We start from the raw sequence: 24,544 nt of genomic DNA on the forward strand, positions 1-24,544 counted from the left end.
AGCTTACCCTAACTAAAAGATCAGGAGCGGACGCGCGTGAACCGGTGCAGCAACCAGGCGGCTGGGATGGTGAACACCATGGTGAGCACGAACAGGTTGAACATCGACCCCGTGTAGACCGGATCGCGCATCACCTCGACCATCACCAACTCCATGATCATCAGGTGGATCAGGAAGATCTCGTAGGAGATCTCACCGAGGAAGACCATCGGGCGCGACGCCAGGAACCGGCTGTACCAACCTCGGTCGCCCAAAGCCGGCGGAGCCACCAGCAGAGCCGCGATCACCGCATAGAAGAACGTCTTGACCAACGCCTCGCTCAGCTTGGCCGGCGACGTGGTCGGCTCCCCCGCGAGCGGCGTCGACGCGATGAAGTAACACACCACCGCCAACGGCACGCACACCATTCCGTAGCCACGCACCTTGAGCTGGCTCAGCACGGTCAGTGCCATACCCGCCACGAACCAGGCCATGTACGTGGGCAGCCACAACCGGGCACCGTCGGGCAGACCCGTGGAATCGTGCACGATCCACAGCCACAGCGGAGACATCGCCGCCAACGAGGCCAGGCCGAAGAACAACAGGCCCGGGCGCCAACGCCGCCGGCACAACACCACCAGCAGCAGATAGGCCACGAACGGCAACGCGACGTAGAACGCCGCTTCCACCGCCAGGCTCCACATCTGGGTCAACCCCTGATGCAGGTAGGAGAACAGGTAGTTGTCCGTATAGATCTGGGACAACGTCAGATTGCGGAACAGACCCATCCAGGTGTGCCCGGGATTGGGGCCCGCCGTCCGGAAGTGGTAGAGCAGGTAGGCGAGCAGCACCGTGACCACATAGGCCGGCATGATCCGTCGCACCCGGTGCCAGGCGTAGCGGCGGACGGACGGGGACTTGCCCCGCCCGATGTCGCCGGAGGCGGCAGCCCGCACCCACGGCCGGAACAGCAGGAAACCGCTCAGCACGAAGAAGATCGGCACACCGATCTCGGCCCGCGAATACACCAGCCCGAGATAGCCCTGCCCATACTTGCCGGTCGTGTACGCCGCGTGGGTCAGCACCACCAGAATGGCGGCCACCGCACGGATCCCGGTCAGCGACGCGACCCGCGTGGACCCAGAAGCCCCGGAGACCACGTTGTCTACCGACTCGAGGCCACCTTGATCCGACGGCCCCTTCACGCTTCTGGAGACCGTCACTTGGTCTTCCGGTGCGGCTTCCCCGAGCGGTCGCGGTGTTCGGAACGGCCCTTGTACTCACGGCGCGGCCCACGGTCACTATGGTCGGCGCGCTCACCGCGCTCCCGCTCCAGATTGATCAGCATGCCCGAAATCCGGGTGTTCTCCAGCGCCTTGAGCGTCTTGCTCGGCAGCTTCTCCGGCAGCTCCACGAGCGAATAATCACCACGGATGGTGATGTGGCCGAACTCGTTGCGATGCAGGCCGCCTTCGTTGGCGATCGCGCCGACGATGTGGCCGGGACCCACCTTGTGCCGCTTGCCCACCGAGATCCGGTACGTTGCCAGGCCCTCACGCGGCGGACGCTCCTTGCGAGCAGGCCGCTCGCCCCGATCGTCGCGATCGCGCTCCCGGCGCTTCTCCGGCGGCGGCTCGGTCATCAGGAACTCTTCGCCGTTACGCGACTGCAGCGCCAGCGCGGCGGCGATGTCGACCATCGGCACGTCGTTCTCGCGCTCGAAGTCCTCGATGATCCGACGGAACAATTCCAGGCCCGGACCATTGAGCGAGTCGGTGATGGAATCACGGAACTTGGCCACGCGCTGCGCGTTGACGTCGTCGACGCTGGGCAGCTCGGCCTCGATGACCTTCGACCGGGTGTGCTTCTCGATCGACTTGAGCAGGTGCCGTTCGCGCGGGGTGACGAACAGCAGGGCGTGCCCCGAGCGGCCGGCCCGGCCGGTGCGGCCGATGCGGTGCACGTACGACTCGGTGTCATGCGGGATGTCGTAGTTGACGACATGGGAGATGCGCTCGACGTCCAGACCGCGGGCGGCGACGTCGGTGGCGACCAGAATGTCGATCGTGCCGTCCTTGAGCGCGCTGATGGTGCGCTCACGTTGGGACTGGTTGATGTCGCCGTTGATGGCGGCCGCCGCGAAGCCGCGGGCCTTGAGCCGCTCGGCGACCTCCTCGGTGGCCTGCTTGGTGCGGACGAACACGATCATCGCGTCGCCCTCTTCGACCTCGAGCACCCGCGTCAGCGCGTCCAACTTGCGCGCACCCGCCACCTGGATGAACCGCTGGGTGATGTTCTCGGCGGTCGCAGTCTTGGCCTTGACCGTGACCTCGACCGGATCGTGCAGGTACTTGGTGGTGATCTTGCGGATGGCCGGCGGCATCGTGGCCGAGAACAGCGCCACCTGCTTGTACTCCGGGGTGTCGGCGAGGATCCGCTCGACCTCTTCGGCGAAGCCCATGGTGAGCATCTCGTCGGCCTCGTCGAGCACCAGGTAGTCCAGGTTCGACAGATCCAGCGTGCCGCGCTCGAGATGGTCGATCACGCGGCCCGGAGTGCCCACCACGACCTGGGCGCCGCGACGCAGCCCGGACAGCTGCACGGTGTAGGACGCACCGCCGTAGATCGGCAGCACGTTGACCGCAGGAAGGTGCGCGCCGTACCGGCCGAATGCCTCGGCGACCTGCAATGCCAACTCACGAGTCGGTGCCAGCACCAGCGCCTGGGTGGCCTTGCTCGAGGTGTCGATCTTGGACAGGATCGGGATGGCAAAAGCGGCCGTCTTGCCGGTGCCGGTCTGAGCCAGCCCGACCACGTCGGAGCCCGCGAGCATGGCTGGAATGGTCGCGGCCTGGATCGCCGAAGGCGTCTCGTATCCGACATCAGTGACTGCCTTCAACACTGCAGGGTCGATCTGCAGGTCGGCAAACGTTGGGGCGGTATCCCCCGAATCCGGGTCTGGCGAGGTCATCGGTTCAGAAGTCTAGTGCCAATCGGCCGGATTCCCGGCCGCGCGCCTGCACAACCCCGCAGCGGGGTCACGGTAGGTTGCCCAACTGTGAAACGGGTCGCAGTGTTCGCCATGGCGCCCGGGGTCGTCGTGGCGGCCGTGCTCACGCTCGCGGGGTGCGGATCAGGAGATTCCACGGTCTCAAAAACCCCCGAAGCCAGCGCCAACGCGGCACCGCCCCCGGCGTCGAAACCAGCCGCCAAGGCCGCCCCGACACCGGCGGCACCGCAGGCCGACCCGTGCGCGGTCAACCTGGCCGCACCCGAGATCGCCAAGGCCGTCTCCGAGTTGCCCCGTGACCCGCGCAGCAATCAGGCCTGGAGCCCCGAACCGCTGGCGGGCAACTACAACGAGTGCGCTCAGCTGTCGGCGGTGATCGTCAAAGCCAACACCAACTCCGAACACCCCAACACCCGGGCCGTGCTGTTCCACCTCGGCAAGTTCATCCCCACCGGCGTGCCCGACACCTACGGCTTCAACGCCATCGACAAGACGGCCAGTACCGGGGACACCGTGGCGCTGCAGTACTCGGGCGGATTCCACGGACTGGCCAGCACGGTGAAGTTCCGCTGGAACGGCGGCGGCGTGGAGTTGATGGGCAACACAGGCTAGATCCGCAGCCCCGTCACAGTTGTGACTCGCCGCCGTCGACCACCAGCTCGGTGCCGGCGACATACGTCGCGTCAAGCGCCAAAAATGCCACCGCAGGCGCAAACTCGCTGGGCCGACCCCACCGCTTCATCGGACTGCTCGCGGTGAACTCGGCCTTGAGTTGGGCGGCCTTCTCCGGCACTTCCTTCTCCAACTTGCCGGTGTCGATCGAGCCCGGGCTGATCGCGTTGACCCGAATTCCTCTGGGCAGCAACTCCCGGCTGAGAGTGCGGGCCATCGATCGCAGCGCCGCCTTGCTAGCCGAGTACACGCTCAGCGCATCCCACCCCGTCTGGTTCGCGATCGACGTCGTCAGCACCACACCACTGCCCTCGGCGAGCAGCGGCGCCAGCCTCTGCACGGTGAAGAACGGCCCCTTGGTGTTGATCGCGAAGACCTCATCGAAGGTCTGCTCGGTCACCGCATCGAAGGGGTCGAAGCTACCGATGCCGGCGTTGACGACCAACGCGTCGACCGTGCCGAATTCGATCTTGACGCGGCCGGCCAGCGCGTCGATATCCGGTAGCGAGCTCGCGTCGCTACGGACCGTGATCCCGTTGCCGCCGAGCTGCCGCCCCGCATCGTCCAGCGTGTCCTGGTTGCGGCCGGTGACCAGCACGCGAGCGCCGTTGTCCACCAGGAACTGTGCGGCCGCCAGCCCCAGTCCGCTGCTTCCCCCTGTGATCACCACGTTCTTGCCGTCGTATCTGCTCATACCGTCGAGTCTTCGACGGTCCTCCGCACCGCGTCCAAGACCTGTTCGGCACCGCGTCATGCCGAATCGGAATACCGCTGGGCCCGAGCCAGGTTGAGAACAGCCATGGAGACAGTGCGGTGAACGACGCCGGGGTCGACCTGGAGTTGCGCTTGGTGCGGTATTTCACGGTGGTGGCCGAGCAACTGAACTTCAGCCGGGCGGCCGCCGAGTTGCACGTGGCCCAGCCGTCGCTGAGTCGCCAGATTCAACGCCTGGAAAAGCGGCTCGGCGTACGTCTGCTGGAGCGTATCCCGCAGGGCGCCCAGCTCACCGAAGCCGGCAAGGCATTCCTGCCGGAGGCGCAGGCCCTCCTGCGAGCCGCCCGGCAGGCCGCGGTCACCGCGCGCGCCTACGCGCCCGCGGGCAAGGTCATGATCGGGTACGTCGAGGATCTCGTCATCACCCCGGCCGTGCGGGAACTGCGCCGACTGCACCCCGGCACCGAGATCGGCACCCGCCACCTCGAATGCCACGAAGAGAAGGCCTTCACAGACGGACACGTGGATGTCCTGGTGGCCCGTGCCCCGCTGTTCGTCCCGACCGACGGGGTCCGGGTCACCGCGCTGTACGACGAGCCACGGATGCTCGTGGTGCCTGCCGACCATCAGCTGGCCGGCCGGACGTCGGTGTCGCCCGACGACTTCGCCGGCGAGGATTTCATCTGCCCCCACGGCGGGGCCCGCTCGATCTATCCGACGGGTTCATTCCAGGACAGCGACCCCGGGCCGATGTCGGCTGGTCCCATCGACGAGAGCTTCGAGGACCGGCTCGAACTCATCGCAGGCGGGCAGGCGATCGCGGTGCTGCCCGTCGGTGATCGGCGTGCGTCGCTGCGCGCCGATCTGGTCACCGTTCCGGTGGTGGGCTTCCCGGCCAGCACGGTGGTGGTGGCCAGCCGGGTCGGTGAACCGAACCCGCTGGTTGCCGAGTTTGTCCGGACCGCTCGCACCCACCTCACCGCGCAAGCCGCCTGACCTGTCGGAGCGCTGCCCTACAGTGGCACCGTGTTCGTCACCGACGAAGGCGCGTCGGGCCCGACGGTCATCTACAGCGCGTCGGACCTGGCTGCGGCCGCCCGCTGTGAGTACGCCCTGCTGCGTTCGTTCGACGCGCGGCTGGGCCGGGGACCGGCCGTGTCTTCCGACGACGAATTACTGGCCCGCACAGCAGAACTCGGCGAGGAACACGAGCAGCGCCACCTTGATGAATTGCGCGCCGACGCATCTCCGTCCGAGGTGACGGTGATCGGCCGGCCTGCCTACACGGTGCCGGGGCTGACCACGGCTGCCCAGGCCACTCTCGAAGCAGTAGAACGCCGGGACCCGGTGATCTACCAGGCCGCGATGTTCGACGGGCGCTTCGCCGGGTTCGCCGACTTTCTGATCTGGGACGGCGACCGCTACCGGCTGCGGGACACCAAGCTGTCGCGCTCGGTGAAGGTGGAGGCACTACTGCAGCTGGCCGCCTACGCCGACGTACTGGCCCGAGCCGGCGTGCCGGTGGCCGACGAGGTCGACCTGGTCCTCGGCGACGGCGCGGTAGCCAGCTACCGCGTCGACGAACTGCTGGCGGTGTACCGGCCACGGCGCAGCGCGTTGCAGACCCTGCTCGACGGCCACCTCACCGCCGGTACCGCGGTGTCCTGGTCCGACGAGACGGTGCGGGCCTGTTTCGGCTGCGATGAATGCCAGGAGCAGATCCGCACCACCGACGACCTCTTCCTGGTCGCCGGAATGCGGGCGACCCAGCGCGCCCGGCTCATCGACGCGGGCATCACCACCGTGCATCAACTGGCCGAGCACACCGGAGCCGTACCCGGGCTGGCCCAGCGCGTGGTGACAGCGCTGACCGGCCAGGCCTGCTTGCAGGTGGCGCCGCGGGTGGACGCCAAGCCGCCGTACGAGGTCGTCGATCCGCAACCGCTGATGCTGCTGCCCGACCCGGACAAGGGTGACCTGTTCTTCGACTACGAGGGCGACCCGCTGTGGACGGTCAACGGTCACGAGTGGGGCCTGGAATACCTGTGGGGCGTCCTCGGCGCGGAGGGCAACTTCCAACCGCTCTGGGCCCATGACCGGGCCAGCGAACGTCAGGTGCTCATCGATTTCCTGGACCTGGTCCGCAAGCGCCGCAAGCGTTTTCCCAAGATGCACATCTACCACTACGCGCCGTACGAGCGCAGCACCCTGCTGCGGCTGGCCGGCCGCTACGGGGTCGGCGAGAACGACGTCGACGATCTGTTGCGCAACGGCATTCTCGTCGACCTACTGCCATTGGTACGCAAGAGCATTCGCGTCGGCACCGAGAACTACAGCATCAAGTCGCTGGAACCGCTCTACATGGGCAACGAGCTCCGCGACGGTGAGGTCACCAAGGCCACCGATTCGATCACCGAGTACGCGCGCTACTGCGCACTGCGGGAGGCCGGGGAGCACGACCAGGCTGCCACGGTGCTCAAGGAGATCGAGGACTACAACCGGTACGACTGCCGATCCACCCACCGGCTGCGGGACTGGTTGATCAACCGGGCGTTCGAAGCCGAGGTTCCGCCGCGCGGTCCGCAACCGGTGCGTGACGGAGGGCCGATCGAGAAGGCCGACGCCACGGACCGCAAGCTGCTGAAGTTCGCCGGCGACGGGGTCGAACCGCGCACCGACGAGCAGCAGGCCGTCGCGATGATCGCCGCGGCCCGGGGTTTCCACAAGCGTGAGGACAAGCCGTTCTGGTGGGGCCATTTCGACCGGCTCAACAATCCGGTCGACGAATGGGCCGACAGCACAGGTGTTTTCGTCGCCGAGAAGGCACAGGTGGTCACCGACTGGCACACCCCGCCACGCGCCCGCAAACCCCAACGCCAGGTCTTGCTGACCGGCGCCATCGACGCCGGGGAACTCAGCACCGAGGTATATGCGCTGTACAGCCCGCCCGCTCCGGCCGGCCTGTCCGACGACCCGGACCGGCGCGGCTTCGGCAGCGCGGCCGTCGTCGGCTGCGACAACCCGGAGGCACCCACCGAAGTGCTGATCACCGAACGCCAACCCAAGGACGGGGACGCCTTCACCCAGGTGCCGTTCGCGCTCACCCCTGGCCCGCCGATCAACACCAAGCCCCTGCAGGCATCCATCGACAGCACCGCCACCACCGTCGCCGCCGGTCTGCCGAACCTGCCCGCCGATGCGATGACCGATGTCCTGTTACGTCGTCCGCCCCGCACCGTCAGCGGCGGCCCGCTACCCCGCAACGGCGACACCGCCGCCGACGTCAGCGCGGCTCTGCTGGATCTGGACTGCTCGTACATCGCGGTGCACGGGCCGCCCGGCACCGGGAAAACCCACACCTCGGCGCGGATCATCGCCGGACTGGTCAACCAACACGGTTGGCGCATCGGGATCGTCGCGCAGTCGCATGCGGTGATCGAGCATCTGCTCGAGCAGGTACTCGATGCCGGGGTGGACGCGGCGCAGGTGGCCAAGAAGCGCAAAGGCGCCGACCCGCGGTGGACCGAGATCGGCGAGAGCCACTACGCGTCGTTCATCGCCGACCATCCTGGCTGCGTGATCGGCGGCACCGCATGGGATTTCGCGAACGAGACGCGGGTACCGCGGCAATGCCTCGATCTGCTCGTGATCGAGGAGGCCGGGCAGTTCAACCTGGCCAACACCATCGCGGTGGCCCCCGCCGCGCGGAATCTGCTGCTGCTGGGTGACCCGCAACAACTCCCGCAGGTCTGTCAGGGCACCCACCCGGCACCGGTGGACGATTCCGCGCTGGGCTGGCTCGTCGACGGGGCGCACACGCTGCCGGCCGAGCGCGGCTACTTCCTGGACCACTCCTTCCGGATGCATCCGGCGGTGTGCGGCCCGGTGTCCCGACTGTCCTATGACGGCCGGCTGCAGTCGCATGAAAAGGTCAGTGCGGCACGCAAACTCGACGGCATCGAACCGGGAGTCCGGGTGCTCGCGGTCGAGCACCTCGGCAATTCGACCGACAGTCCGGAAGAGGCCGCCGCGATCGTCACCACCATCACCGGTCTGCTGGGCACCACCTGGACCGACGAACACGGCAGCACCCCGCTTGGGCAGGACCACTTCCTGGTCGTCACGCCCTACAACGCCCAGGTGACCACGGTTCGTCGCGCGCTGGACGCAGCGGGTCTCACCGAGGTGCAGGCCGGCACCGTGGACAAGTTCCAGGGCAGACAGGCGCCCGTGGTGTTCGTGTCGATGACGGCGTCCTCGGCCGCCGACGTCCCCCGCGGCATCGGGTTCCTGCTGAACCGCAACCGGCTCAACGTGGCGATCAGCCGGGCCAAGTACGTCGCCTTCATCGTGCGTTCACCACAGCTCACCGACTATCTGCCCGGCCAACCGGACAGCCTGATCGCGCTGGGCGCATTCCTGGCCCTGACCGAATGACGGACCCGGCCTGTGATACACCCAACCGGTGACTGAAACGCTTACCGGAACCCTTGCCGGAATCGTCGGTGCCGGCTACGTCACCACCGATCCCGACGTGCTGGACGGCCGGTGCGTCGACCACACCGGGCGGTATCGCGGACAGGCAGCAGCTCTGGTCCGGCCCGGCACCGCCGACGAAGTCGCCGCGGTACTGCGCGCCTGCCGCGATGCGGGGGCGTGTGTCACGGTGCAAGGCGGCCGCACCTCGCTGGTGGCCGGGACGGTGCCGGAGAACGACGACATCCTGCTGTCGACCGAGCGCCTCACCGAGATCGGTGTCGTCGACACCGTCGAGCGCCGTATCCGAGCCGGCGCCGGGACTCCCCTGGCCGCGGTGCAACGCGCCGCCACCGCAGCCGGATTGGTGTTCGGGGTGGACCTGGCCGCGCGCGAATCGGCCACCGTCGGCGGGATGGCCTCCACCAATGCCGGCGGTCTGCGCACCGTTCGTTACGGCAACATGGGCGAGCAGGTGCTGGGCCTGGACATCGCTCTGCCCGACGGATCGGTGGTCCACCGGCACAGTCAGGTACGCCGCGACAACACCGGCTACGACCTGGCCTCGCTGTTCGTCGGCGCCGAGGGGACGCTCGGTGTGATCACCGCACTCGATCTGCGCCTGCACCCCACCCCCACCCACCGGGTCACCGCGATCTGCGGGTTCACCGACCTGGAGGCGCTGACCGGGGCCGGCCGCGTCTTCCGCGACCTCGACGGCATCGCGGCCCTGGAGCTGATCGACGCCCGGGCCAGTGCGCTGACCGCCGAGCATCTCGGGGTCCCCGCCCCGGTCGACGGTGCCTGGCAGTTGCTGATCGAACTGGCCGGCGACAGCGACCAGACCGAACGCCTGGCCGACGCGCTGGACGGGGCCGACCTCTGTGGTGAGCCGGCCGTCGGCATCGACACAACCGCCCAGCAGCGGCTGTGGCAGGTACGGGAGTCGGTGGCCGAGGTGCTCGGATTGTTCGGTCCGCCATTGAAATTCGATGTCTCGCTGCCACTTTCGGCAATCAAGAACTTCGCCACCGAAGCCACCGAACTGATCGCCACCCATACGGCGGACGCCATTCCGGTGCTGTTCGGCCACATCGGGGAGGGCAATCTGCACCTGAACGTGCTGCGGTGCTCCACCGACGCCGAGGCGGGGTTGTATGCCGCGATGATGACGTTGATCGCCGACTGCGGCGGCAACGTCAGCTCCGAACATGGCGTCGGGTCACGCAAGCGCGACTATGTGGCGATGTCACGCACCGAGGCCGACATCGCAGCCATGCGCACGATCAAGGCCGCCTTCGATCCGGACGGATACCTCAATCGCGCCGTGCTGTTCCGCTGACCTTCCTTGCGCTGACTTTCCTTGCGCGAGAAGACGCGTAGGTACCCGAAAACGAGCGTTGTCGGGTACCTACGCGTCTGTTCGCCGGAGAAAAGTAATTATTCCTCGCGCTCTGCCATGAACTCGGCGTAGATGTTCTCCCATTTCTCGGGATCCTCGGTCAGCGGCAGCACCCGGAACGAATCGGTCACCGCGTCGGCCACACCATCGCCATCGATGTGGTGATGGCTCACCGTGAACTCCACGTAATCGTCGTCATCGTCGTCGCGGGGGTCCAGGTAGGGATCCGGCTCGGAAGCGAAGACGGGCTCGGCATCGAAACCGAGCAGGAACAGCGCGGCCACCACCCCGAACAGCGCGATGAACGCCGGCAGGAGCATGGACTGCGACATCGCCGCCGCGAACGGCGCGCGCAGGAACTCCGGCAACTCGGTGACCGCGCCCTCACCGCGGGGCGCCGCGCCGGCCGCCCCCGGCATCTCTGCGCCGATACGCGACGTCATGTACGCCGCGATCCCCGCGCTGCCGAGCACCGACCCGACCTGGCGGGTGGCGTTGTACACGCCGGATCCGGCCCCGGCCAGATCCGGCGGCAGGTTGCGCGTCGCGGTCGCTGCCAACGGCGACCAGATGAACGCCATGCCGACGCCCATCACCAACTGCGGCAGCAAGAGGCGCCAGATCGGCGTCGTCGGGGTCATCTCCATCGCCAGCCAGGTCAGCCCGATCGCCATCGCCGAGAAACCGAAACCGATCACCGGCGTCGGATGCGCCCGGTCGACGATGCGACCCACGACCGGCGCCAGCACACCGCTGGCGATCGCCGTCGGAGCAGTCAAGAGTGCCGACCGGATCGGCGACAGTCCGCACACCGTCTGGGCGTAGAACATCAACGGCAGGATCATCGCGGTCACCGCGAACCCGATCGTGGCGACGCCCACGTTGGCCAGGCTGAAGTCGCGATCTTTGAAGATCCGCAACGGGATCAGCGGCTCGGCGGTGTTGACCGCCTGCCAGCACACGAACGCCACCATCACGGCAATGCCGACCGCGCCGGTGGCCCACACCCACGGCGCCCAGTGGCGCGACTGCCCCTCCTGCAGCGCGAACACGATCAGGAACATGCCCACCCCGGACAGCACCACGCCCAGCACGTCGAACCGGTGGTCCTGGGTGGGTAGCACCGGCACCAGCCAGACCGCCAGGGCGAAGCCGACAACCCCGATCGGCACGTTGACGAAGAAGATCCACTGCCAGCCCAGCCCCCCGACCAGCACGCCACCGGCCAGCGGACCGACCAACGTGGCCACCCCGGCCGTCGCGCCCCACACACTCATCGCCACACCGCGCCGCTCGGGCGGGAAGATGCGGGTGATCGTGGACAACGTCTGCGGCGTCAGCAGGGCCGCGCCGATGCCCTGCACCACACGGGCCGCGATCAGCACCCCGATACTGCCGGCGAGACCGCACCACAGCGAGGCCGCGGTGAACACGGCCAGGCCGGCGAGGTAGAGGTTCTTGGGCCCGTAGACATCGCCCAACCGGCCCGCGACGAGCAGCGGCACGGCGTACGCCAGCAGGTAAGCGCTGGTCACCCAGATCACGCCGTCGTAATCGGCGCCGAGCTCTTCCATGATGGTCGGATTGGCGACGGCGACGATCGTTGCGTCGACCAGGATCATGAAGAAGCCGACCATCATGGCCCACAGGGCGTTCCACGGGTTGTCCGCACGCGCGGGCACCCTGCCCTGCGGGCTCGGGGTGCGGGCGTTCAGCGCTGGAGACATGGCGATGCGGTGTGTTGGGCCTCGGGTCCGGCTCAGTTGGGTGGTTGGCGGGCCCAGCCGACGCTACCCGGGAGCGCGTCAGGCGGGCTCGACAACCGCCTCGGAAACGACGAGCGTGTCGCCCGGGTATTCGCTCGGCTCGTCATCGTCGTTACGCCGACCGACCAGCAGCAGCGCCGTCAGGGCGATCGCCATGCCGGCCGTCATCACCCACGACAACGCCAGCGCACCGTTGCCCAGGGCCCCGATCGCCGGTGCCACCGCCGCGCCGAGGCCGAACTGCGCCGCGCCTAACAACGCGGCCGCCGTTCCGGCAGCGTCGGGATGCCGCGACAGTGCGACGGCCGGGGCGTTGGGAAGCACCAGGCCCATTCCCGCCAGGATCGCCAGCACCGGCACCACGAAGGCGGACAGCCCACCGACGTGCGCCACGGTCAGCACCACGAACACCACCCCGGCAAGGGTCGACCAGCTCAGCGCCGCCACCGTGATGGCCTGCGGCGAGAACCGGCGCAGCAGCACGACGTTGAACTGGGTGGAGCCGATCAGCGCGATCGCCCCCGCGGCGAACACCAGCGCGAAGGCCTGCTGGTCGAGACCGTAGTGGCCCTGCAGGACGAACGGCGCCGCCGAGATATAGGCGAACAACCCGGACATGCCCAGGGCGGCGACCAGCACCAGGATCACGAACCGCGAATCACGCAGCAGCTCGATGTACGTGCCGACGATGCCGCTCACCGCGAGTGGGCGCCGGTGGGCGACCGGCAGGGTTTCCGGCAGGGCGAGCGCAGCCATCGCCAGCAGGCCGCCGGCCACCACCACCAGCGCGACGAAGACCCAGTGCCAGGACCCGTGCAACAGCACGGCCGCCCCCAAGGACGGGGCCAGCACCGGGGCCACCCCCAGCACCAGCATCAACCGCGACATCACCGTCGCCGCCACGGTGCCGCTGAACAGGTCGCCGACCACGGCGATCGCCACGACGGAGGCCGCCGCCGCACCCATGCCCTGTAGGCCGCGCGCGAACCCGAGAACGGTGATGTTGGGTGCCAGCACGCACAGCACCGAAGCCACCATGTGCAGCACGATGCCCGCCATCAACGGGCGCCTGCGTCCCAGCGAATCCGACAGTGGGCCGACGATCAGCTGGCCGAGGGCCAGACCGGCCAGGGTTCCGGTGAGCGTCAACTGCGACACCGAGGAGGAGACCGAGAGCTCCTCGGCGATCCGGGGCAGGGCCGGCAGATACATGTCGATGGTCAGTGGACCCAGCGCCACCAGCGCACCCAGGACGAGAATCATCCGGATCCGACCCGGCATCCGACTGTGCTCAGCTACCGATGTCGTCTGGTCCACGTCGGGCGATGATGCCATGAAGGTGAACAGCCCCGCATTTCAGTTTTTTGTTCCCGTGACGGCTGTCACCCTCGGGCACCGGCAACGGGTGACCGTTCGTTCTCCCGACGTCAGGTCAAGCGTTAGCCTGGCAGTCAACGATGGGTTCACACCTGGGAGGCCCCGAAGTGCGTGCGCGGTCCAAAGCCCTGCCTGCGAAGGTCGAAGAGACCGAAGATCCCAGCACGGCGGCCAAGGTGCTCTCGGCCATCATCGAGCGCAGTTCGCGCGTCCAGGCTCCGGCCGTCAAGGCCTACGTGGACCGGTTGCGCAGCCACCAGCCCGATGCCACCCCGGCCGAGATCGTGACCCGGCTGGAGAAGCACTACCTGGCCGCGGTGATGGCCAGCGGCGCCGCAGTCGGCTCGGCCGCCGCCTTCCCCGGCATCGGAACCCTGGCGGCGCTGTCGGCCGTCGCCGGCGAGACGGTGGTGTTCCTCGAAGCCACGTCGGTGTTCGTGCTCGCCGTCGCCGAGGTGCACGGCATCCCGGCCGACCATCGCGAACGGCGCCGTGCGCTGGTGCTTTCGGTCCTCGTCGGCGAAGACAGCAAGCGTGCCATCGCCGACCTGCTCGGCACCGGGCGGACCAGCGGTGCGTGGCTGTCCGACGGTGCGGCGACGCTGCCGTTGCCCGCGGTCTCCCAGCTCAACTCCCGGCTGGTCAAGTACTTCGTCAAGCGGTATACGCTCAAGCGCGGCGCGATGGCTTTCGGCAAGATGCTGCCGGTGGGCATCGGCGCTGTCATCGGCGGCGTCGGCAACCGGCTGATGGGTAAGAAGATCGTCGCCAACGCCCGCCAGGCGTTCGGCGCACCCCCGCCGCGGTGGCCCGCAACGTTGCATGTGCTGCCGTCCGCCAACCCCTGAGGACCATGCTGACCTCAGGTGGCACTGAAAGGCGATAGCCTTTATGCGGCGGTCCAGAGGGGTCGGCCGCCCACAGAAGAACACAAGCGGCAAGCCTGCATGTGACGGCTGGCCGGACACAAGAATCGAGGCGAGTGTCTGCCGTGAGCAGTTCACCTTCACCATTCGGGCAGAACGAGTGGTTGGTCGAGGAGATGTATCGCAAGTTCCGCGAGGATCCCTCTTCGGTGGATCCGAGTTGGCACGAATTTCTGGTCGACTACTCCCCTGAACCCACCACCGACAACACCGTCGCCAACGGTCAGCCGGCGGCGCAGACAGCGCCTGCCGCCGCACCGCCAGCAACTCCCGCCGCGCCTGCGGCACCCGCTCCGGCAGCGGCGCCCGCCAAGGCCGCACCGGCCAAGGCTGCTGCACCGGCCAAGCCGGCGAAGCCGGGCCCCACCCCCGCCGAGGGCGACGAGTCCCAGGTGCTGCGTGGCGCGGCGGCGGCCGTGGTCAAGAACATGAACGCGTCGCTGGAGGTGCCCACCGCGACCAGCGTGCGGGCCATCCCGGCCAAGGCGATGATCGACAACCGCATCGTCATCAACAACCACCTCAAGCGCACCCGTGGCGGCAAGGTCAGCTTCACCCATCTGCTCGGCTACGCGATCGTGCAGGCGGTCAAGAAGTTCCCGAACATGAACCGGTACTTCGCCGAGGCCAACGACAAGCCGGCTGCGGTCACCCCGGCCCACACCAACCTGGGCCTGGCCATCGACCTGCCCGGCAAGGATGGCAACCGGTCACTGGTCGTTGCAGCGATCAAGCGTTGCGAAACAATGCATTTCGGCCAGTTCATCGCAGCCTACGAGGACATCGTGCGCCGGGCCCGTGACGGCAAGCTGACCGCCGAGGACTTCTCCGGCGTGACCATCTCGCTGACCAACCCGGGCACGATCGGCACCGTGCACTCGGTGCCGCGGCTCATGCAGGGCCAGGGCGCCATCATCGGCGCGGGCGCCATGGAGTACCCGGCCGAGTTCCAGGGCGCCAGCGAGGAACGCATCGCCGACCTGGGCATCGGCAAGCTGATCACCCTGACATCGACCTATGACCACCGCATCATCCAGGGTGCCGAGTCGGGCGACTTCCTGCGCACCATCCACACCCTGCTGCTCGACGACGAGTTCTACGACGAGATCTTCCGCGAACTCGGCATCCCGTATGAGCCGGTGCGCTGGCGCACCGACAACCCGGACTCGATCGCCGACAAGAACGCCCGTGTCATCGAGCTGATCGCGGCCTACCGCAATCGCGGCCACCTGATGGCCGACATCGACCCGCTGCGGCTGGACAACACCCGCTTCCGCAGTCACCCCGATCTCGACGTCAACACCCATGGCTTGACGCTGTGGGACCTGGACCGCGAGTTCAAGGTCGACGGGTTCGCCGGCAAGCAGTACATGAAACTGCGCGACGTGCTCTCGGTGCTGCGTGACGCCTACTGCCGCCACATCGGTGTGGAGTACACGCACATCCTCGAACCCGAGCAGCAGCGCTGGATCCAGGAACGCGTCGAGGTCAAGCACGACAAGCCCACCGTCGCCGAGCAGAAGTACATCCTGAGCAAGCTCAACGCGGCCGAGGCATTCGAGACCTTCCTGCAGACCAAATACGTTGGGCAGAAGCGCTTCTCGCTGGAAGGCGCGGAGACCGTCATCCCGATGATGGACGCCGTGATCGACCAGTGCGCCGAGCACGCGCTCGCCGAGGTGGTCATCGGCATGCCGCACCGCGGCCGCCTCAACGTGCTGGCCAACATCGTCGGCAAGCCCTACAGCCAGATCTTCACCGAGTTCGAGGGCAACCTCAACCCGAGCCAGGCCCACGGCTCCGGCGACGTCAAGTACCACCTCGGCGCCACCGGCACCTATATCCAGATGTTCGGCGAGAACGACATCGAGGTGTCGCTGACCGCCAACCCCTCGCATCTGGAAGCCGTCGACCCGGTGCTCGAGGGTCTGGTACGGGCCAAGCAGGATCTGCTGGACGGCAGCAAGGACGCCGACGTCTCCGGCGAGTACCCGGTCGTCCCGCTGATGCTGCACGGCGACGCGGCGTTCGCCGGCCAGGGCGTGGTCGCCGAGACGCTGAACCTGGCCCTGCTGGACGGTTACCGCACCGGCGGCACCATCCACATCGTGGTCAACAACCAGATCGGGTTCACCACGGCGCCAACGGATTCGCGCTCCAGCGAGTACTGCACCGACGTCGCCAAGATGATCGGCGCACCGATCTTCCACGTCAACGGCGACGACCCCGAGGCGTGTGCCTGGGTGGCGCGGCTGGCAGTGGACTTCCGCCAGGCGTTCAAGAAGGACGTCGTCATCGACATGCTGTGCTACCGCCGCCGCGGACACAACGAGGGCGACGATCCGTCGATGACCCAGCCGTACATGTACGACCTCATCGACACGAAGCGCGGCTCCCGCAAGGCCTACACCGAATCACTGATCGGCCGTGGCGACATCTCGATGAAAGAGGCCGAGGACGCCCTGCGTGACTACCAGGGTCAGCTGGAGCGGGTGTTCAACGAGGTCCGCGAGCTGGAGAAGCACGCTGCCGAGCCCAGCGAATCGGTCGAGGCCGACCAGCAGATCCCGCAGCGGCTCGCCACTGCGGTGGACAAGTCCCTGCTCGCCCGGATCGGCGACGCCCATCTGGCCCTGCCGGACGGGTTCACCGTGCACCCGCGCGTCAAGCCGGTGCTGGAGCGGCGCCGTGAGATGGCCTACGAGGGCAAGGTCGACTGGGCGTTCGCCGAGTTGCTCGCGCTCGGGTCGCTGGTCTCGGAGGGCAAGCTGGTCCGGATCTCCGGCCAGGACACCCAGCGCGGCACCTTCACCCAGCGCCACTCGGTGATCGTCGACCGCAAGACCGGCGAGGAGTTCACCCCGCTGCAGCTGCTGGCCACCAGCACCGACGGCACCCCCACCGGCGGTAAGTTCCTGGTCTACAACTCTGCGCTGTCGGAATACGCCGCGGTGGGCTTCGAGTACGGCTACTCGGTGGGCAATCCCGACGCAATGGTGTTGTGGGAGGCGCAGTTCGGCGACTTCGTCAACGGCGCCCAGTCGATCATCGACGAGTTCATCAGCTCCGGTGAGGCCAAGTGGGGCCAGCTCTCCGACGTCGTGCTGCTGCTGCCGCACGGCCATGAGGGTCAGGGCCCCGACCACACCTCGGGCCGCATCGAGCGCTTCCTGCAGCTGTGGGCCGAGGGCTCGATGACCATCGCGGTGCCGTCCACTCCGGCGAACTACTTCCACCTGTTACGCCGGCACGGCATGGACGGCATCCAGCGTCCGCTGATCGTCTTCACCCCGAAGTCGATGCTGCGTAACAAGGCCGCGGTCAGCGACATCCGCGACTTCACCGAGAACAAGTTCCGTTCGGTGCTGGAGGAGCCGGTCTACACCGACGGCGAGGGTGACCGCAGCAAGGTCACCCGCGTCCTGCTGTGCAGCGGCAAGATCTACTACGACCTGGCGGCCCGCAAGGCCAAGGACAACCGCGAAGACGTGGCGATCGTGCGCCTGGAACAGCTCGCCCCGCTCCCGCGGCGCCGGTTGGCCGAGACCCTGGACCGCTACCCGAATGTCACCCAGAAGTTCTGGGTGCAGGAGGAGCCGGCCAACCAGGGCGCCTGGCCGTCACTCGGCCTGACCCTGCCCGAGGTGCTGCCGGACTACTTCAACCCGATCACCCGGATCTCGCGGCGCGCGATGTCGGCTCCGTCATCGGGGTCGTCGAAGGTGCATGCCGTCGAACAGCAGGAGATCATCGACCTGGCCTTCGGGTAACCCCAGCTGCGCGAGCGTGCGTGTCTGCAGGCCTACACGCCGGTATAGGCCAGCATTCTGCGCACGCTCGCGGCCGGGTTTGAATCACCTCGCGCGCAACGGTGTGCGCAGCGTCGGGCGGTCACTAGACAACTAGGGTGACTATCGCAGCCGCCCCGCCCACCGCCTCCACGGCGACGCCCGCCTCGGGAAACACGGTGCGCACGGCGGTGCTGGCCAGCGTGCTCGGGACGACGATCGAGTGGTACGACTTCTTCCTCTACGCCACCGCCGCCAGCCTGGTGTTCAACCACACCTTCTTCCCGGACCAGAGCTCGTTCGTCGGCACCATGCTGGCATTCGCCACATTCGCGGTCGGGTTCGTCGTGCGGCCCATCGGCGGATTCGTGTTCGGCCACATCGGCGACCGGATCGGCCGCAAACGCACGCTTGCCCTGACCATGCTGTTGATGGGCGCGGCCACCGCACTGATGGGAGTGCTGCCCACCGCGGCGCAGATCGGCGTCCTGGCCCCGATCCTGCTGCTGGTGCTGCGCGTGGTCCAGGGATTCGCCCTCGGCGGCGAGTGGGCCGGCGCCGTGCTGTTGGCCGTCGAGCACAGTCCCCGGCATCGCCGCGGACTGTTCGGCAGTATCCCGCAGGTCGGGCTCGCCCTGGGTCTGGCACTGGGCACCGGGGTGTTCGTGCTCCTGCAGCTGTGGCTGTCCGCAGAGGCGTTCCAGACCTACGGCTGGCGGATCGCGTTCCTGTTCAGCGTCGTGCTGGTGGTCTTCGGCGTCGTGGTGCGGTTCCGGGTGGCCGAGACGCCGGCATTCGAGAAGCTGCGCGACGACGACGAACGCTCGGCGGTCCCCGTCAAGGAGATCTTCCGGCCCCCGGCGTTGCGTTCGACCGTGCTCGGCCTGCTGTCGCGCTGGGGTGAGGGTGCCGCGTTCAACACCTGGGGCGTGTTCACCATCGCGTATGCAACGACGACGCTGCATCTGGGCAAGGTGCCGGTCCTGATCGTGGTGACCGCGGCGGCACTGCTGATGGCGGTGCTACTGCCGGTGTCGGGTCTACTCGCCGACAAGTTCAGCCCGAAGGCCGTCTACGCGTCGGGCATCGCCGCTTACGCCGTGGTGGTGTTTCCTGCCTTCGCATTGTTCAACACCGGCAGCATCACGGCCTATGCGGTGGGAATGTTGTTGGCGTTCGGCGTCATTCACGCCTGGTTCTACGGCGCGCAGGGCACGCTGTACGCGTCGTTGTTCCCGACGCGGACTCGCTACACCGGACTGTCGACGGTGTATCAGCTCTCGGGCGTCTACGCCTCGGGTCTGACCCCACTGATCCTCACCGCACTGATCGCCGCCGGCGGCGGCACGCCCTGGCTGGCGTGCGGATATCTGGTGGCCACCGCGGTGATCAGCGTGATCGCCACGCTGCTGTTGCGCCCACAGCATTGAGCAAAAGGCCAGCACGACTCAACACGTGAGTACCACCGGGCCGGATTCGGTGATCGCCACGGTGTTCTCGGTATGCGCGGTGCGGGAACCGTCGGCGGATCGGATGGTCCAGCCGTCGCGGTCGAAGACGATGTGGTCGGTACCGGCGGCCAACCACGGTTCCAGCGCCAGTGTCATCCCGGCCCGCAGCTTCATGCCGCGGCCGGGCTTGCCGCGGTTCGGTACGTGCGGGTCCTCGTGCATGGTCCGGCCCAGTCCGTGCCCGCCGAACTCGAGGTTGACCGGGTAGCCGTAGTCGGCGGCGACGGCGCCGATGGCGGCCGAGATGTCACCGAGCCGGTTCCCCGGACGCGCGGCGGCGGTGCCGGCCTCCAGCGCCTCCTCGGTGGCCCGAACCAACCGTGCATCGGCGGCTGACGGCGTCCCGACGATCACGGTGCGGGCCGCGTCGGCGACCCACCCGTCGATGGACACCGCGAAGTCCATGGTGAGCACGTCGCCGTCGGCCAGCCGGTAGTCGTGCGGAAGACCGTGCAGCACAGCATCGTTGACCGACAGGCAGATGACATTGCGAAACGGGCCGCGGCCGAATGACGGGTCGTAATCCCAGTAACACGATTCGGCACCGCGACGCTTGACCATGTCGCGGGCGTGCAGTTCGAGGTCGAGCAGGTTGACCCCGATATCCGCGAGCCCGCTCAGCTCGGCGAGCACCTCGGCCACGAACCGTCCGGTGACCCGCATCTTCTCGATCTCGGCGGCGGTCTTCAGCTCGATCATGTCCACACCCTTCTCGGTATTTAAATACCAACACTAGCGGTATATAAATACCGGCGCTACCGTGGTGACGTGGTCCGCACCCCACTCACCCCCGCACAGATCGCTGCCGGCCGCCGACTCGGCGAGACCCTGCGTGCCGCCCGGGGCGCCCGCCCGCTCGACGAGATCGCCGCGCACGCCGGCATCTCCCCGGAGACGTTGCGCAAGATCGAGACCGGACGGCTGCCCTCCCCGGCGTTCGGCACGGTCGTCGGCCTGAGCGATGCCCTGGGAATTCCGCTGGAGACGCTGGCCGAAGTCTGGCGGCCGGTGCGCGCAGCCGCGTCGTAGCCCACCAGCTACCGGCCGACCTGGCTACCGTGGGTGAAATGGACTCCCCCGATTACGGATTCGACGGCGATTACAACACGGTGTCCGCGCCCGCCCAGGCCGCGATCGCCGGCGGTGCGTTTACCGCCCTGCTGGTCGCGACGATCGTCAACATCGCCCGCAGTCGACGCCGAACCGCCTGTCTCACAGGTGCTTCCGCCGCTCTTCTGGCGAGCACCGTTTCGTTGTTCGTGCACACCACCCGCCGCGGCAAGTTCGCAGTGTGGAGCGACATCCTCGATGGCCTGGCCCTGCGCGGCGATGAGACGCTGCTCGATCTCGGCTGCGGCCGCGGCGCGGTGCTTCATGCCGCGGCAAAACGACTTCCACGCGGACGCGCACTCGGCGTCGATCTGTGGCGCGCCGATCAGACCGGCAACTCGCCGGAACAGACTCTGGCCAACGCCGCAGCCGAGGGCGTCGCCGACCGGGTCGAGGTCCACACCGGCGACATGACCGCCCTGCCCTTCGACGATGCCAGCGTCGACGTCATCGTCAGCAGCCTGGCCATCCACAACATCCCCGATCGGGCCGGGCGGTCCCGTGCTCTCGACGAAGCCGCCAGAGTGCTGCGCCCGGGCGGCCGGCTGGCCATCGCCGACATCTGGGAAACACGTCGCCATTCCGAGCGTCTGTGCGCCAACGGCTGGCAGCATGTGCAGCGACAGAATCTCGGCTGGCGGATGTGGTGGGGCGGCCCCTACGTCGGAACCCACCTGGTGACAGCGACCAAGCCGGCCAGCACAACCGGGACCGCGGGTACCGGGTAATCTCGACGCAAGTCGATCGACACAAGGGAGTGTTCTATGGAGGGCTTCGCCGGAAAGGTCGCCGTCGTGACCGGCGCCGGATCAGGCATCGGACAGGCGCTGGCCATCGAGCTCGGACGTTCCGGGGCCAAGGTGGCGATCTGCGACGTCGATACCGAGGGACTCGCGGTCACGGAGGAACGCCTCAAGGCGATCGGCGCCGAGGTCAAGACCGACCGGATCGATGTCACTGAGCGCGAGGCCTTCCTGCTCTACGCAGACGCGGTCAAGGAGCATTTCGGCAAGGTCAACCAGATCTACAACAACGCAGGCATCGCGTTCACCGGTGACGTCGAGATCAGTCAGTTCAAGGACATCGAGCGGGTGATGGACGTGGACTTCTGGGGCGTCGTCAACGGCACCAAGGCCTTCCTGCCGCACCTGATCGAATCCGGCGACGGACACGTCATCAACGTCTCCAGCCTGTTCGGCATCTTCTCGGTTCCGGGCCAGGCCGCCTACAACTCGGCCAAGTTCGCGGTGCGCGGCTTCACCGAGGCCCTGCGTCAGGAGATGGCTCTGGCCAAGCATCCGGTCAAAGTGACCTGTGTGCACCCCGGCGGGATCAAGACCGCCATCGCCCGCAACGCCACCGCCGCCGAGGGACTGGATCAGAAGGCACTCGCCGAGACCTTCGACCGGAAACTGGCCAACACCACCCCGCAGCGCGCGGCCACGATCATCCTCGAAGCGGTGCGCAAGGACCGGGCACGGGTACTCGTCGGCGCCGACGCCAAGGTCCTCGATGTCATCGTGCGGATCACCGGCTCGGCGTACCAGAAGCTGTTCGCGGGCGCGATGGGGCGGATGCTCCCCCGCTGACGCCGAGGGTTGCCGAGGGCTAGTGGCCCAGCGGGTTGGACTGGAGAAATTCGTCTGCCACCGCACCGGGATCCTTGCCCTCGGCGACCTGTCTGCGCATGTCGGCCAGCGATCCGGTGTCCAGGACGCCGGCGATCTCGTTGAGCGCCAGAACCTGGCGCTCGTTCAGTGTGTTGCGGCGATACAGCGGCACCACGTTCTCACCGCGGATCAGCGCCGTCTTGTCGGCCAGCACGGTCAGGTCCGACGGGATCGCCGGATCGGCTGTCGTGGACCAGGCTGCGTTGATCTTCCCCGCACGTAATGCGGCGAACAGGCTCTTGTCGTCGGGGAATGTGACGGCCTTGGGCAGATTGCAGGACCCCACCGCCTCGGGCACCGAGGAACCGACCACGGCACCCGGCCGTGCCTGGGCACAGTTGCGGCGCAGCGCGCTCAGATCGGTCCCGCGCCACGCCGTGGCGGTGGCCTCGGCGACCACCAGCGCGGGCTTGTCCTGTGCCGACATGGTGTAGTCGCCGGCCGCGACGCCTTCGGGCAGCGCCGAGACCAGGTCCCGGTAGACCTGCTCGTCCGCGCGGGCCGTGGCGGCCGGAACCAGCCGCGTCAGGAACCGGCCGGTGAACCCCGGCTGCACGGTCACCGATCCCGAATCCAGCACCCCGAGGCTGCCGTCGGTCTCGGTGACCACGGCCGGCGTGCCGTAATAGCGCAGTGCCGCGGCATACAGATGACCGAGCAGTGCCGACTCCGGCGCCGGCCCCGCCCCGACCGCGAGAGCAGCCGAGGCCGAGTTGGACGCGCAGCCCCCCAACACTGCCACGAGCAGCGTCGACATGGTCAACAGCGCCAACGCCAGAGTTCGGCGCATTCGCGAACTCAGGATTCTGCGGTATCAGACGCCGCTGCGACCGCGGCCGCAACCGCGGGACCGACCCGCGGATCGAGCGCACTGGGCACGATGTGGTCGACCGCCAGATCGTCGCCCACGACCGAGAAGATCGCCTCGGCAGCCGCCACCTTCATCTTCTCGGTGATACGACGGGCACCGGCGTCGAGCGCCCCGCGGAACACGCCCGGGAAGGCCAACACGTTGTTGATCTGGTTCGGGAAGTCGCTGCGTCCGGTCGCCACCACCGCGGCGTACTTGCGGGCCGCGTCCGGGTGGATCTCCGGGTCCGGGTTGGACAGCGCGAAGACGATGGAGTTGGGAGCCATCGTCGCGATGAGCTCCTCGGGCACGACGCCGGCCGACACCCCGAGGAACACGTCGGCGCCCTCGAGCGCCTCGGCCACCCCACCGGTGAGCTTGCGCGGGTTGGTGCGCCCGGCCAGCTCGGCCTTGAAGGAATTGAGGTTGTCACGACCCGAGTGCACGATGCCCTGCGAGTCGAGCACGACGACGTCGGTAATACCCTTGTTCAGCAGGATGTTGGCACACGCCACACCCGCTGCACCGGCGCCCGAGATGACGACGCGCAGTGCATGGATGTCACGCTCGAGGACCTTCGTGGCGCCCAGCAGCGCGGCTAGCACCACGATCGCCGTGCCGTGCTGGTCGTCGTGCATGACCGGGCAGTCCAGCGCCTCGATGACCCTGCGCTCGATCTCGAAGCACCGCGGCGCCGAGATGTCCTCCAGGTTCACCGCGCCGAAGGTCGGACGCAGCCGGATCAGGGTCTCGACGATCTCGTCGGGATCCTTGGTGTCCAGCACGATCGGGATCGAGTTCAGCCCGCCGAAGGACTTGAACAGCGCGCTCTTGCCCTCCATGACCGGCAGCGACGCCGCGGGGCCGATATCGCCGAGGCCCAGCACCGCGGTGCCGTCGCTGACCACCGCGACCAGGCGGTTGGCCCAGGTGTACTTGGCAGCGAGCGTGTGATCCGTGGCGATCGCCCGGCTCACCTGGGCGACACCAGGGGTATAGGCGATCGACAGCGCACGCTGGGTGTCCAGCGGCTCCTTCAACTCGACCGAGAGCTTTCCGCCTTCATGAGCATCGAAGATCTCGGCGTCTTCGATGACAACTTGCGGGGTGCGCTCCGCTGACGAGCGCTCGGACGAGGAGGCGACTGTACTTTCCGACACGGCGCAAGGGTACTTCAATGCCAATTCTCACAGGGCCCGGTTCCCCGCTGGTGAGCGTTACTTAACAGTAACTACGCGTAGCATTCTCTGTGCTGATCAGGTAGCTGCACACCGCGCAGGAAGGTCGCAGATC

The 24,544-nt window shown here is 67.7% G+C and carries 18 protein-coding genes; 10 read left to right on the forward strand and 8 right to left on the reverse strand.

Translation table 11 applies throughout. The features are described from left to right. Nucleotides 1-20: 20 nt before the first annotated feature. Nucleotides 21-1,202, reverse strand: coding sequence for an acyltransferase family protein (locus tag AC4ELH_RS26155; protein WP_448448470.1), 1,182 nt, complete (start codon nt 1,200-1,202; stop codon nt 21-23). Next, nucleotides 1,199-2,950: a DEAD/DEAH box helicase gene (locus AC4ELH_RS26160; RefSeq protein ID WP_064886683.1), complete on the reverse strand. Its 1,752-nt coding sequence runs from the start codon at nt 2,948-2,950 to the stop codon at nt 1,199-1,201. The genes AC4ELH_RS26155 and AC4ELH_RS26160 overlap by 4 nt, the downstream gene beginning before the upstream one ends. 111 nt (nt 2,951-3,061) lie before the next feature. On the opposite strand from AC4ELH_RS26160, the gene AC4ELH_RS26165 reads away from it, so the two are divergent. Continuing rightward, on the forward strand, nt 3,062-3,601 hold the full coding sequence (locus tag AC4ELH_RS26165) for an LppP/LprE family lipoprotein (RefSeq protein WP_064886712.1): 540 nt from the start codon (nt 3,062-3,064) through the stop codon (nt 3,599-3,601). Between the two features lie 13 nt (nt 3,602-3,614). Here the strand turns inward: AC4ELH_RS26165 and AC4ELH_RS26170 are convergent, their stop codons facing one another. After that, on the reverse strand, nt 3,615-4,355 hold the full coding sequence (locus AC4ELH_RS26170) for an SDR family oxidoreductase (protein ID WP_463793889.1): 741 nt from the start codon (nt 4,353-4,355) through the stop codon (nt 3,615-3,617). 119 nt (nt 4,356-4,474) lie between these two features. On the opposite strand from AC4ELH_RS26170, the gene AC4ELH_RS26175 reads away from it, so the two are divergent. From AC4ELH_RS26175 to AC4ELH_RS26185, 3 genes are read left to right on the forward strand one after another with little or no spacing between them, the layout of a single operon-like run. Then, complete coding sequence (locus AC4ELH_RS26175; protein WP_064886685.1) at nt 4,475-5,371, forward strand: LysR family transcriptional regulator; 897 nt, start codon at nt 4,475-4,477, stop codon at nt 5,369-5,371. Nucleotides 5,372-5,401: 30 nt separating this feature from the next. Continuing rightward, entirely contained in the window at nt 5,402-8,812 is a 3,411-nt protein-coding gene (locus AC4ELH_RS26180) for a TM0106 family RecB-like putative nuclease (protein WP_498887657.1), read from the forward strand. A 28-nt stretch (nt 8,813-8,840) separates the two neighbouring features. Then, complete coding sequence (locus AC4ELH_RS26185) at nt 8,841-10,193, forward strand: FAD-binding oxidoreductase (RefSeq protein WP_498887659.1); 1,353 nt, start codon at nt 8,841-8,843, stop codon at nt 10,191-10,193. 98 nt (nt 10,194-10,291) lie between these two features. Here AC4ELH_RS26185 and AC4ELH_RS26190 read toward each other — a convergent pair whose 3' ends face one another. Further along, nucleotides 10,292-11,980, reverse strand: a complete 1,689-nt coding sequence (locus tag AC4ELH_RS26190) for a DHA2 family efflux MFS transporter permease subunit (RefSeq protein WP_498887661.1) — start codon at nt 11,978-11,980, stop codon at nt 10,292-10,294. A 78-nt stretch (nt 11,981-12,058) separates the two neighbouring features. Continuing rightward, nucleotides 12,059-13,354, reverse strand: coding sequence for a multidrug effflux MFS transporter (locus tag AC4ELH_RS26195; RefSeq protein WP_448448476.1), 1,296 nt, complete (start codon nt 13,352-13,354; stop codon nt 12,059-12,061). Nucleotides 13,355-13,476: 122 nt separating this feature from the next. Here AC4ELH_RS26195 and AC4ELH_RS26200 point away from each other — a divergent pair, with 122 nt between their 5' ends. From AC4ELH_RS26200 to AC4ELH_RS26210, 3 genes are all read left to right on the forward strand, one after another. After that, on the forward strand, nt 13,477-14,244 hold the full coding sequence (locus AC4ELH_RS26200) for a hypothetical protein (RefSeq protein WP_064886690.1): 768 nt from the start codon (nt 13,477-13,479) through the stop codon (nt 14,242-14,244). Nucleotides 14,245-14,387: 143 nt separating this feature from the next. Then, a complete protein-coding gene (locus AC4ELH_RS26205; RefSeq protein ID WP_448448477.1) occupies nt 14,388-18,092 on the forward strand; it encodes a multifunctional oxoglutarate decarboxylase/oxoglutarate dehydrogenase thiamine pyrophosphate-binding subunit/dihydrolipoyllysine-residue succinyltransferase subunit in 3,705 nt (1,234 codons plus the stop codon). A gap of 137 nt (nt 18,093-18,229) precedes the next feature. After that, nucleotides 18,230-19,540, forward strand: coding sequence for an MFS transporter (locus tag AC4ELH_RS26210; RefSeq protein ID WP_064960397.1), 1,311 nt, complete (start codon nt 18,230-18,232; stop codon nt 19,538-19,540). A gap of 18 nt (nt 19,541-19,558) precedes the next feature. Here the strand turns inward: AC4ELH_RS26210 and map are convergent, their stop codons facing one another. Next, nucleotides 19,559-20,320, reverse strand: a complete 762-nt coding sequence (gene map, locus AC4ELH_RS26215) for a type I methionyl aminopeptidase (protein ID WP_448448478.1) — start codon at nt 20,318-20,320, stop codon at nt 19,559-19,561. Between the two features lie 69 nt (nt 20,321-20,389). On the opposite strand from map, the gene AC4ELH_RS26220 reads away from it, so the two are divergent. From AC4ELH_RS26220 to AC4ELH_RS26230, 3 genes are read left to right on the forward strand one after another with little or no spacing between them, the layout of a single operon-like run. After that, nucleotides 20,390-20,650 (forward strand): helix-turn-helix domain-containing protein, encoded by a 261-nt coding sequence (locus tag AC4ELH_RS26220; RefSeq protein ID WP_064960398.1) that lies wholly within the window; start codon nt 20,390-20,392, stop codon nt 20,648-20,650. Between the two features lie 38 nt (nt 20,651-20,688). Continuing rightward, entirely contained in the window at nt 20,689-21,459 is a 771-nt protein-coding gene (locus AC4ELH_RS26225) for a class I SAM-dependent methyltransferase (RefSeq protein WP_448448479.1), read from the forward strand. A 36-nt stretch (nt 21,460-21,495) separates the two neighbouring features. Beyond that, nucleotides 21,496-22,320: an SDR family NAD(P)-dependent oxidoreductase gene (locus AC4ELH_RS26230; RefSeq protein WP_064960400.1), complete on the forward strand. Its 825-nt coding sequence runs from the start codon at nt 21,496-21,498 to the stop codon at nt 22,318-22,320. A 19-nt stretch (nt 22,321-22,339) separates the two neighbouring features. Here the strand turns inward: AC4ELH_RS26230 and AC4ELH_RS26235 are convergent, their stop codons facing one another. Both AC4ELH_RS26235 and AC4ELH_RS26240 read right to left on the reverse strand, forming a co-directional pair. Further along, the gene (locus AC4ELH_RS26235; protein WP_448448480.1) at nt 22,340-23,191 is read right to left on the reverse strand and encodes a glycine betaine ABC transporter substrate-binding protein; all 852 of its coding nucleotides are present in this window, start codon (nt 23,189-23,191) and stop codon (nt 22,340-22,342) included. An 8-nt stretch (nt 23,192-23,199) separates the two neighbouring features. Then, complete coding sequence (locus AC4ELH_RS26240; RefSeq protein ID WP_064886697.1) at nt 23,200-24,411, reverse strand: NAD(P)-dependent malic enzyme; 1,212 nt, start codon at nt 24,409-24,411, stop codon at nt 23,200-23,202. Nucleotides 24,412-24,544 lie beyond the last annotated feature (133 nt).

Source organism: Mycobacterium shunyiense, from assembly GCF_058270075.1.